Here is a 10,060-nt window from a genome sequence, read left to right on the forward strand (position 1 = left end):
AATTCATAAGCATATACTTGTTCTCAATATAGAACTATGATCTTTCGTAACTATAATTCATAGCGGACTACTATGTTTACTTATTTATCCTTGTTGCGAACGGTTGCTATACAAATTTAACTAGGAGGCTTTCTTATGTCATTAAAACAAAAAGTAGGAATGGGAATTATCACCGCTTCACTTGGCTTATCCCTTACATTCGGCGGTGTATTCGCCTATTTCAGTGATTCAGAAACATCAAGTAACTCATTTCAAGCTGGAACACTAGATCTTTCTATTAATCCAAGTGTAATCGTTAATGTAAAAGATTTAAAACCAGGTGATTTTATTGAAAGGAACTTCAAGCTTGATAATAAAGGTACATTGGATATCGCAAAAGTAGCACTTGAAACATCATATGAAGTTACAGATGCAAAGCAAAATAATGACGGTGAAGATTTAGGTGATCACATTATCGTCAAGTTTCTAGTAAATGATGGACAGCCATCTAATCCAAGCGATGATCATGAGATTGTGTGGGAAACAAAACTATCACAATTAAAAACTATGAAACCTGAAGATGTCGCTACGTCTCTAGAACGTCATAACTTAATAGATGGTATTAAATCTGGTGAAACAGATTACTTACACGTCCTCTTCTCATTTGAAGATAACGACCGAGATCAAAATAAATTTCAAGGTGATTCCCTGCAGCTAAACTGGACATTCCATGCTGAGCAAACAGCTGGCGTGGAGAAATAATTTTTAAAAATATAAATTACCGGAGGCCTATACATGAAAAAGAAAAATCGTTTTGTTACCGGAATTGTAACAGCTGGCGTTTTGTTTTCAACTGCTATTCCGTTCAATGTACTTGCTGAAAGTCCTATTAACCAAATTGAATCTTCAAATGCTCATTCTATATTATCTAAGCTTTCTAAAGAACAACGCCTGGCATTACAAACGGTAGATGCCAACCCTGGTTTTACAATTTCACCAGATATTAATACGAGTAGTTCTGAGCCTGTAAATATCATCGTAGAATTTCAAACTGCTCCAGTAAAGATTAATGAATTAAAACAAAAAGAAAAAGGATTACAGTCTGCTCCTGAAAATATAAAAGCACGTATTGATCAAGAACATGAAGAATTCGAAAAAGGACTAAAACGTCTTTATCAATTCAGCCCATCAGTAAAATCAGGAAACTTCCAGTCTGTACAAATTAAACGTTCTTATAAGCATGCGATAAATGGTGTTGCGATGACATTACCAGCAAATACAGTAGAAGAATTGTTACGAATTGGCGTTGTAAAACGTATTTGGAAAGATTACGAAGTGAAATTAAATTTACCAAAACAAGCTGAGCAAAAAGCGCCTCAAAAACTAACAGATAGCATCCCGCAAATTGGAGTAGATAAGTTACATAGTGAGGGCATTACCGGAAAAGGAATTAAAGTTGGTGTATTAGATACAGGTATTGATTACAATCATCCTGACTTAAAAGACGTATATAAAGGCTATCGCGCGAAACCTGGTGAGGACTCTAGCAAAGTAGACCCAAACTCAGTAAAGGGTTGGGACTTTATTAATAATGATGCAGATCCAATGGAAACTACTTATTCAGAATGGCAACAATCTGGTGCTCCTGAATTTGATAACCGTGGTTCTTCCTTCTACACAGCCCACGGCACTCACGTAGCAGGTATCGTTTCTGCTCAAAAGAAGAACCAATCTGATTCAGCAGTAAAAGGTGTTGCACCTGACATTGAACTGTATAACTATCGTGTACTCGGTCCATACGGAAGTGGAGATAGTTCAGGTATTATCGCTGCAATTGATAAATCCATTTCTGACGGTATGAACGTTATTAACTTATCGTTAGGTGATGATAGCAACAATCCACTCGATCCAACATCTATCGCTGTTAATAATGCAATGCTTTCAGGCGTTGTTACAGTCGTTGCTGCTGGTAACTCTGGACCAAATCCATCAACACTCGGATCACCAGGTGCTTCACCATTTGCAATTACGGTTGGAGCAAGTGATAGCTCTATTTCCTTACCGAAACTATCAGGTCATGCTGGACAATTACAATTTCCTAACCTAATTCTATTCGGCAAAAACTTCACTGATAAAATAGAAGATTTCAAGGGACAAACTTTACCTATTGAATATGTAGGAATTGGTACGCCTGACGAGTTTAGTAAAAAAGATGTAAAAGGAAAAATCGCTCTCGTTGCACGCGGTACACTGTCATTTGATGAAAAAATTGCTAATGCAAAACAAGCAGGTGCAAAAGCCGTTATTATTTATAACAATGTGGATGGAGAAATTCCTTTCTACGTTGGCGAAAGTACAAAATACATTCCAGCATTCCGCCTAACGAAAGAAGAAGGTGAAAAACTAAAAGCTCAAATCGAACAAGGTAGCACCTCCTTAACTCTCGATGAAATTAATTACATTCAAACAGAAGGCGATCATCTTGCAGACTTTAGCTCACGCGGTCCTGTTACAGCAAATGATGATATTAAGCCTGATATTACAGCGCCTGGTGTCGCTATCCTTTCAACAGTTCCTGAATATATTAACGACCCGCAAGAGGGTGAAAACTACGCTGTTTCCTATGAGCGTATGCAAGGAACATCTATGGCTTCTCCTCATATCGCTGGCGTTGCTGCTCTAATTTTACAAGAACACCCAGACTACTCTCCGTTCGATGTAAAAGCGTCTCTTATGAACACAGCTAATGATTTAAAAGAAAAATATTCCGTATATGAAGTTGGAGCTGGGCGAGTAGATGCTTACAACGCCGTTCGTACAGAAACAAGCTTTAAAGTATTAGATACGACACAAACTGTTGTAAATGATGAAGTAATTGAAGTACCCGAAGAAACTGGATCTATTGCATTCGGTAAGTTTTATCAAAAAGACGGTGAAGCTCTTGAACAAAAACGAAATATAAAAGTAACTAATCATAATAAACAAGAGAAAAAAGAATTTAAAACAGAAATTTCTTATACACCAGCATCGTCTACTATTAACGATGCTGTCGCAAACGGTGTAAAAATCTCTGCTCCAGAAACAATTACTCTTGATGCTGGCAAAACAGGTGAAATTAAAGCAAAAATTAATGTTCCAGCCGGTGTGAAACAAGGCCGATATGAAGGGTACATTCATATTACGAACACAAAAAATAAAGAAGAAACATATCAAATCCCATTCTCTATTCGTGTATCAGAGCCTGGTATTGAAAATGCAATACTATCAAGAAAAGCAATTTCAACTGATACATCTAAATTCAATCCATACGGTGAATCGTATGTTCACGGAGCATTCCAATTAAACAGCGAACTTGAAACGTTAGATCTTATCGTAAAAGATTCCAAAACAAATAAAGCTCTTGGCTTCATTGGAACATTAAACACGAGTGGCCTAAAAACTGATGTGTATTACTACTTAGATTCATTCTTTAATGGAAAAGTGTATCCTTTTACAAATGATCCTGCAAAACCAATCGGTGATGAGAAAATCAACTTACCAGAAGGAGACTACACAATTGAGTTTGTCGGTTATGATAAGGCTGGGAAAGCACGTGTAAAAGGTGATTATGTTGTAATTGATAATACACCACCAGAAGTGAAATTAACTGGATTAAAACCTGGTATTTACGAGTTAAATGAAGAAAATTATACAGTAGAAGATGGCAAAAAAGCATTATGGATTAAAGGAAATGTATACGATTCAAACGTTGATTACTTAAAAGGAAAAGGATTAAACATTACGCAAGAAGCGAATGGCGTTATGTACTATGACTATTCTCCATACTTGCATAAGTTTTTACCGATTAATGCAAATGGCGACTTTAAAGTTGGCATTACACCTGACTCCTTCAGAACGGAAGGTCCAATGAACACAGGCGTATATATTTTCGATTATGCAACTGCAGGTCCTGACTATCCAAACGGTGTAAATAACTACTGGTTTATCCCGCAAGGTGCTCAATATGCAAAAACTAGTTACGATAAAAAAGAATTATATAAAAATGACGAGTTCACAGTAACACTAAACGCGAAACACGTAAAACAATTTGTTGCTGGGCAATTTAATGTAAACTTCCTAGAGAAGAACTTCAAATTTGCAAATGCGAAATTTAATCCTGCTTTTGAAAAGCTACTTTCCCAAAAGGGGGTAACCGCAAAAGTAAATGAACCGAAACTAGAGGCAGGCTCTGTTACAGTTGGCGGAGCTATCGATGACAAAAATTTTGCTGGATTAGATGGTGATTTCCCGTTCATTGATGTAACTTTCAAAGTAGAAAATGATGAGTTTTATGAAGCAAACGCTCAATTAGAATCACCAATTTTTGTTTACTGGAAACAAGGTGAATCAGAACCAAATAGAATGCGTGTACTTCAAGATCAAACATTCTCAGTTATGTCCTTAAACTCATTAGTAGAAGGAAATATTAAACCTGGTGCATTCTTAAATGAACGCGGATATTTAGATGAAAAGTTCGATTATACAAAGCTTGACGTAAAAGTATATGCGACTGATTCTTACCGTCATAAGTTTGAAGGCTCACTAGATAAATACGGATACTTCAAACTAAATGGACTTCCAGTTAATAAACGCGACTATAACTTATATGTAGAGGTGCCAGGACATTTAACAAGCCGCCTAACAACGAAACTTGGTACTGAAAAAGACGGTAAGTTGCTTGGCCAATATTATTATGCAAAACCTGACGAAAACCTTGCCGGCGATGTAAATGGTGATAAAGTAATCGATATTAAAGATGCTGAAATCATTGCTAGCAACTATCGTAAAAAAGGACTAACTGTAAAAGACGGAGATCTTAATAAAGATGGTATTGTCGACGAAAAAGATATTCGCTTCGTTGAAAAGAACTTCTTGAAAAAAGGGCCAGATGCATCTAAATCACAAACACCTGTAGAAAAATCAAAAAGCGGTACACTGGCAGATATTTTAAAGAAATTAGGATTAACGCCTAAAAAATAATAAAGTGAAACTTTAATCAATTGAGGTTTTACTGCCCGGCAAATAACGGAATAATAAAGAGCACTCTACGTAAAATAGAGTGCTCTTTTTCTATAAACGACCCTTATCCAGCAAAAGGGGTATATTGGGGATATACAAGGGAAACCGGAAAAGGAATTTATATTAAATTATATAAGTTCAGAGGTAAGAAGCAGTTTCCCACCTCTGAACTATTTAGCAATTATTATAGTACTGGTGCCATTGTTTCTTTTAATACTTTTACAGAATGAGCGAACTTCGCTTTTTCATCTTCATTTAGCTCAAGTTCTACGATTTCACGTACACCTTCGCGGTTAATTACAGCTGGAACACCTACGTAAGCATCTTTCTCGCCGTATTGACCTTCAAGGTATGCAGATACAGTTAATACGCTGTTCTCGTTGTTTAAGATTGCTTTAGTTACACGAAGTAGTGACATACCGATTCCGTAGTAAGTTGCACCTTTACGCTCGATGACTTGGTAAGCTGCATCACGTACGTTTTCGAAGATTTTGTCTAAGTCTTCTTGTTTGTACTGTTCGTTGTTAGCTAAGATTGTTTCTAATTTTTGTACACCGATAGTAGCGTGGCTCCATACTGGAAGTTCAGTGTCACCGTGTTCACCAACGATGTAAGCATGAACGTTACGTGGATCTACATCTAAGTAGTCACCTAACATGTAACGGAAACGAGCAGAGTCTAAAGTAGTACCAGAACCGATTACGCGCTCTTTCGGTAAACCAGATTCTTTCCAAGTTACGTAAGTTAAAATATCAACTGGGTTAGTTGCGATTAAGAAGATTCCATCGAATCCGCTATCCATAATGCCTCGAACGATTTGTTTAAAGATCTTTGTATTTTTCTCAACTAAGTCTAAACGAGTTTCACCTGGCTTTTGTGGTAACCCAGCAGTGATAACAACTAAATCTGCATCTTTACAATCTGCATAGCTACCGCTCCAAACTTTTGTTGGTGATGGAGAGAATGGTACCGCATGGCTTAAGTCCATTGCTTCCCCTTCTGCTTTTGCTTCATTAACATCTACTAATACGAATTCTTCAGCTACACCTTGGTTGATCATTGAGTAAGCGTAACTACAACCTACAGCTCCTGTTCCTACTAATACTACACGATTGATACCTTTTTTCATGGTAATTTCCCCTCTCTATTGTTCACATATATTTTTTTATGATTGTTTAAGTAATTAATTAAAATACTAATTTAATGTTGTTTAACTTCTTTACATTCATATTGTAGCACGTATTATTGTGAATTACTTCACAAATTATGACCTATTTGTGAACTTTTTCACATAGAGTGTAAAGTTATTGGAATAGGTGTGGAATCCATTTCAATGGAGGCGTTTTCTTTAGATTGTGAAAGGGATTTTCTTGTGTTTTTTGTCGGTAAGTGAAATTACACCGGCGATTTTTAGAATATATCGACCGTAACTCCAAATATATCAGCGATTATTAAAATTTATCGATCGTAACTCAAATTATATCAGCGATTTTTGCAATATATCGACTTACCGACAATACTGACAACATAAAAAAGCTGTCTTCAGTAGATCACAGCTATTGAGAGAAAGCAGCTTCTTCTATATATTATTTATTTTCCACAGTAGCTCCCAGATGCATTTTCATCGGTTTCTCCAAGTGTAGGAGGCTACAGCCATACAGCTGGGGTAAAAGTTCAAGTTGAAGTTAATTCCTTCATATTCATACAGGTCCAAATAATTAACATGATTGTATTTACGGCTCTCTATGTACCCAACTGCAACAGCGAATACTTCATATTTCTTCTATTGCATAAAAAAGCAGACTATCCAAAGTCCATTTTTATACAACAAAAAAGAGATAGCAGATTATGCTATCTCTTTTAGTATGACCCGTACGGGATTCGAACCCGTGTTACCGCCGTGAAAGGGCGGTGTCTTAACCACTTGACCAACGGGCCAGTTCTGGCAGAGAAGAAGGGATTCGAACCCTCGCACCGCGTTCGCGATCTACTCCCTTAGCAGGGGAGCCCCTTGAGCCACTTGGGTACTTCTCTATAAATATGGCTCCGCAGGTAGGACTCGAACCTACGACCGATCGGTTAACAGCCGATAGCTCTACCACTGAGCTACTGCGGAACAATTATGGTGGGCCTAAATGGACTCGAACCATCGACCTCACGCTTATCAGGCGTGCGCTCTAACCAGCTGAGCTATAGGCCCATAATTGAAAAGCGGGTGAAGAGAATCGAACTCTCGACCAGAGCTTGGAAGGCTCTTGTTTTACCACTAAACTACACCCGCATTAAATTGTAAATGGTGAGCCATGAAGGACTCGAACCTTCGACCCTCTGATTAAAAGTCAGATGCTCTACCAACTGAGCTAATGGCTCATTTTGAAAGTGGTGCCGACTAGAGGACTTGAACCCCCAACCTACTGATTACAAGTCAGTTGCTCTACCAATTGAGCTAAGTCGGCTTGCGACTTCAAAATGGTGGCTCGGGACGGAATCGAACCGCCGACACGAGGATTTTCAGTCCTCTGCTCTACCGACTGAGCTACCGAGCCTTTATGTAAAAATGGCGGTCCCGACCGGGGTCGAACCGGCGATCTCCTGCGTGACAGGCAGGCATGTTAACCACTACACCACGGGACCATTTGGTTGCGGGGACAGGATTTGAACCTGCGACCTTCGGGTTATGAGCCCGACGAGCTACCGTGCTGCTCCACCCCGCGATGATAAAATATTTACTTTAGAAAAAATGGAGGAGGTAGAGGGATTCGAACCCCCGCGCGACTCTCGCCGCCTGTCGGTTTTCAAGACCGATCCCTTCAGCCGAACTTGGGTATACCTCCGAGATATATACGTCTAATGGTGGACCTTGTAGGACTCGAACCTACGACCGGACGGTTATGAGCCGTCTGCTCTAACCAGCTGAGCTAAAGGTCCTTTATGGTAGCGGCGGAGGGGATCGAACCCCCGACCTCACGGGTATGAACCGTACGCTCTAGCCAGCTGAGCTACACCGCCATAAATGATATTAATATAAGTGGAGCCTAGCGGGATCGAACCGCTGACCTCCTGCGTGCAAGGCAGGCGCTCTCCCAGCTGAGCTAAGGCCCCATGTTTTTTAGGGAATCGGGAAGACAGGATTTGAACCTGCGACCCCCTGGTCCCAAACCAGGTGCTCTACCAAGCTGAGCCACTTCCCGTTAATAAAAGCGCGCCCGAGAGGAGTCGAACCCCTAACCTCTTGATCCGTAGTCAAACGCTCTATCCAATTGAGCTACGGGCGCATATGGTGCCGAGGGCGGGGGTCGAACCCGCACGGTGGTCACCCACCGCAGGATTTTAAGTCCTGTGCGTCTGCCTGTTCCGCCACCCCGGCATGTCATATTGAAAATTGGAGCGGAAGACGGGATTCGAACCCGCGACCCCAACCTTGGCAAGGTTGTATTCTACCACTGAACTACTTCCGCAAGACATGTATGAGTTATTTAATTAAAAGTGCGGGTGAAGGGAGTCGAACCCCCACGCCAAAGGCGCCAGATCCTAAGTCTGGTGCGTCTGCCAATTCCGCCACACCCGCATATTAATTTATTTAAGAAAAATGGGGCGACTGATGGGAATCGAACCCACGAATGCCGGAGCCACAATCCGGTGCGTTAACCACTTCGCCACAACCGCCATGATTTCTGGTGCCGACTAGAGGACTTGAACCCCCAACCTACTGATTACAAGTCAGTTGCTCTACCAATTGAGCTAAGTCGGCTAAATGGTGGAGGATGACGGGATCGAACCGCCGACCCCCTGCTTGTAAGGCAGGTGCTCTCCCAGCTGAGCTAATCCTCCATTTGCCTGGCAACGTCCTACTCTCACAGGGACAAGGTCCCAACTACCATCGGCGCTAGAGAGCTTAACTTCCGTGTTCGGTATGGGAACGGGTGTGACCTCTCTGCCATCATTACCAGACTGTATTCATTTAAGACAAGAATTATTGTAACTCATTTACTTTCGAAAGTCAACAAGTTTTTTATATTCTTTCAAAACTAGATAACATTGCTTCATATTATATGGTTAAGTCCTCGATCTATTAGTATTCGTCAGCTCCACATGTCACCATGCTTCCACCTCGAACCTATCAACCTGATCATCTTTCAGGGATCTTACTAGCTTACGCTATGGGAAATCTCATCTTGAGGGGGGCTTCATGCTTAGATGCTTTCAGCACTTATCCCTTCCGCACATAGCTACCCAGCTATGCCCTTGGCAGAACAACTGGTACACCAGCGGTGCGTCCATCCCGGTCCTCTCGTACTAAGGACAGCTCCTCTCAAATTTCCTACGCCCACGACGGATAGGGACCGAACTGTCTCACGACGTTCTGAACCCAGCTCGCGTACCGCTTTAATGGGCGAACAGCCCAACCCTTGGGACCGACTACAGCCCCAGGATGCGATGAGCCGACATCGAGGTGCCAAACCTCCCCGTCGATGTGGACTCTTGGGGGAGATAAGCCTGTTATCCCCGGGGTAGCTTTTATCCGTTGAGCGATGGCCCTTCCATGCGGAACCACCGGATCACTAAGCCCGACTTTCGTCCCTGCTCGACTTGTAGGTCTCGCAGTCAAGCTCCCTTATGCCTTTGCACTCTACGAATGATTTCCAACCATTCTGAGGGAACCTTTGGGCGCCTCCGTTACACTTTAGGAGGCGACCGCCCCAGTCAAACTGCCCACCTGACACTGTCTCCCGGGTCGATAAGACCCGTAGGTTAGAATTTCAATACAGTCAGGGCGGTATCCCACCAGCGCCTCCACCGAAGCTAGCGCTCCGGTTTCAATGGCTCCCGCCTATCCTGTACAAACTGTACCAAAATTCAATATCAGGCTACAGTAAAGCTCCACGGGGTCTTTCCGTCCTGTCGCGGGTAACCTGCATCTTCACAGGTACTATAATTTCACCGAGTCTCTGGTTGAGACAGTGCCCAAATCGTTACACCTTTCGTGCGGGTCGGAACTTACCCGACAAGGAATTTCGCTACC

The 10,060-nt window shown here is 41.4% G+C and carries 3 protein-coding genes, 22 tRNA genes and 2 rRNA genes (1 of these 27 only partly in view); 2 read left to right on the plus strand and 25 right to left on the minus strand.

Going from position 1 to position 10,060, the window contains the following annotated elements; translation table 11 throughout:
• Positions 1 to 135 precede the first annotated feature (135 nt).
• Complete coding sequence (locus BC_RS24285; RefSeq protein ID WP_000053926.1) at positions 136 to 741, plus strand: CalY family protein; 606 nt, start codon at positions 136 to 138, stop codon at positions 739 to 741.
• 33 nt (positions 742 to 774) lie between these two features.
• Complete coding sequence (locus BC_RS24290) at positions 775 to 4,998, plus strand: S8 family serine peptidase (protein WP_000728853.1); 4,224 nt, start codon at positions 775 to 777, stop codon at positions 4,996 to 4,998.
• 223 nt (positions 4,999 to 5,221) lie between these two features.
• On the opposite strand, the gene BC_RS24295 is transcribed toward BC_RS24290, so the two are convergent.
• The 25 genes from BC_RS24295 to BC_RS24415 form a co-directional block, all read right to left on the minus strand.
• Entirely contained in the window at positions 5,222 to 6,166 is a 945-nt protein-coding gene (locus tag BC_RS24295; protein WP_000715345.1) for an L-lactate dehydrogenase, read from the minus strand.
• Between the two features lie 737 nt (positions 6,167 to 6,903).
• Positions 6,904 to 6,975, minus strand: a tRNA-Glu gene (locus tag BC_RS24300).
• A gap of 5 nt (positions 6,976 to 6,980) precedes the next feature.
• Positions 6,981 to 7,071: transfer RNA gene (locus tag BC_RS24305), tRNA-Ser, on the minus strand.
• A gap of 7 nt (positions 7,072 to 7,078) precedes the next feature.
• Positions 7,079 to 7,153: transfer RNA gene (locus BC_RS24310), tRNA-Asn, on the minus strand.
• 7 nt (positions 7,154 to 7,160) lie between these two features.
• Positions 7,161 to 7,237, minus strand: a tRNA-Ile gene (locus tag BC_RS24315).
• Between the two features lie 10 nt (positions 7,238 to 7,247).
• Positions 7,248 to 7,318 (minus strand) — tRNA-Gly (locus tag BC_RS24320).
• A 13-nt stretch (positions 7,319 to 7,331) separates the two neighbouring features.
• Positions 7,332 to 7,407 (minus strand) — tRNA-Lys (locus BC_RS24325).
• A gap of 10 nt (positions 7,408 to 7,417) precedes the next feature.
• Positions 7,418 to 7,493 (minus strand) — tRNA-Thr (locus BC_RS24330).
• Positions 7,494 to 7,507: 14 nt separating this feature from the next.
• Positions 7,508 to 7,583: transfer RNA gene (locus tag BC_RS24335), tRNA-Phe, on the minus strand.
• A 12-nt stretch (positions 7,584 to 7,595) separates the two neighbouring features.
• Positions 7,596 to 7,671, minus strand: a tRNA-Asp gene (locus BC_RS24340).
• Positions 7,672 to 7,674: 3 nt separating this feature from the next.
• Positions 7,675 to 7,751 (minus strand) — tRNA-Met (locus BC_RS24345).
• A gap of 27 nt (positions 7,752 to 7,778) precedes the next feature.
• Positions 7,779 to 7,871, minus strand: a tRNA-Ser gene (locus BC_RS24350).
• Positions 7,872 to 7,888: 17 nt separating this feature from the next.
• Positions 7,889 to 7,965: transfer RNA gene (locus BC_RS24355), tRNA-Ile, on the minus strand.
• A 4-nt stretch (positions 7,966 to 7,969) separates the two neighbouring features.
• Positions 7,970 to 8,046: transfer RNA gene (locus tag BC_RS24360), tRNA-Met, on the minus strand.
• 20 nt (positions 8,047 to 8,066) lie between these two features.
• Positions 8,067 to 8,139: transfer RNA gene (locus BC_RS24365), tRNA-Ala, on the minus strand.
• Positions 8,140 to 8,154: 15 nt separating this feature from the next.
• Positions 8,155 to 8,228, minus strand: a tRNA-Pro gene (locus tag BC_RS24370).
• A 10-nt stretch (positions 8,229 to 8,238) separates the two neighbouring features.
• Positions 8,239 to 8,312, minus strand: a tRNA-Arg gene (locus tag BC_RS24375).
• Between the two features lie 3 nt (positions 8,313 to 8,315).
• A tRNA-Leu gene (locus BC_RS24380) sits at positions 8,316 to 8,404 on the minus strand.
• A gap of 16 nt (positions 8,405 to 8,420) precedes the next feature.
• Positions 8,421 to 8,495: transfer RNA gene (locus tag BC_RS24385), tRNA-Gly, on the minus strand.
• Between the two features lie 29 nt (positions 8,496 to 8,524).
• A tRNA-Leu gene (locus BC_RS24390) sits at positions 8,525 to 8,605 on the minus strand.
• 22 nt (positions 8,606 to 8,627) lie between these two features.
• Positions 8,628 to 8,703, minus strand: a tRNA-His gene (locus BC_RS24395).
• A gap of 9 nt (positions 8,704 to 8,712) precedes the next feature.
• Positions 8,713 to 8,788 (minus strand) — tRNA-Thr (locus BC_RS24400).
• Between the two features lie 4 nt (positions 8,789 to 8,792).
• Positions 8,793 to 8,868, minus strand: a tRNA-Val gene (locus tag BC_RS24405).
• 4 nt (positions 8,869 to 8,872) lie between these two features.
• Positions 8,873 to 8,988: ribosomal RNA gene (gene rrf, locus BC_RS24410) — 5S ribosomal RNA — on the minus strand.
• A gap of 101 nt (positions 8,989 to 9,089) precedes the next feature.
• Positions 9,090 to 10,060: ribosomal RNA gene (locus BC_RS24415) — 23S ribosomal RNA — on the minus strand; it runs 1,951 nt beyond the window's last position.

The organism is Bacillus cereus ATCC 14579, from assembly GCF_000007825.1.
GTDB classification, from domain to species: domain Bacteria; phylum Bacillota; class Bacilli; order Bacillales; family Bacillaceae_G; genus Bacillus_A; species Bacillus_A cereus.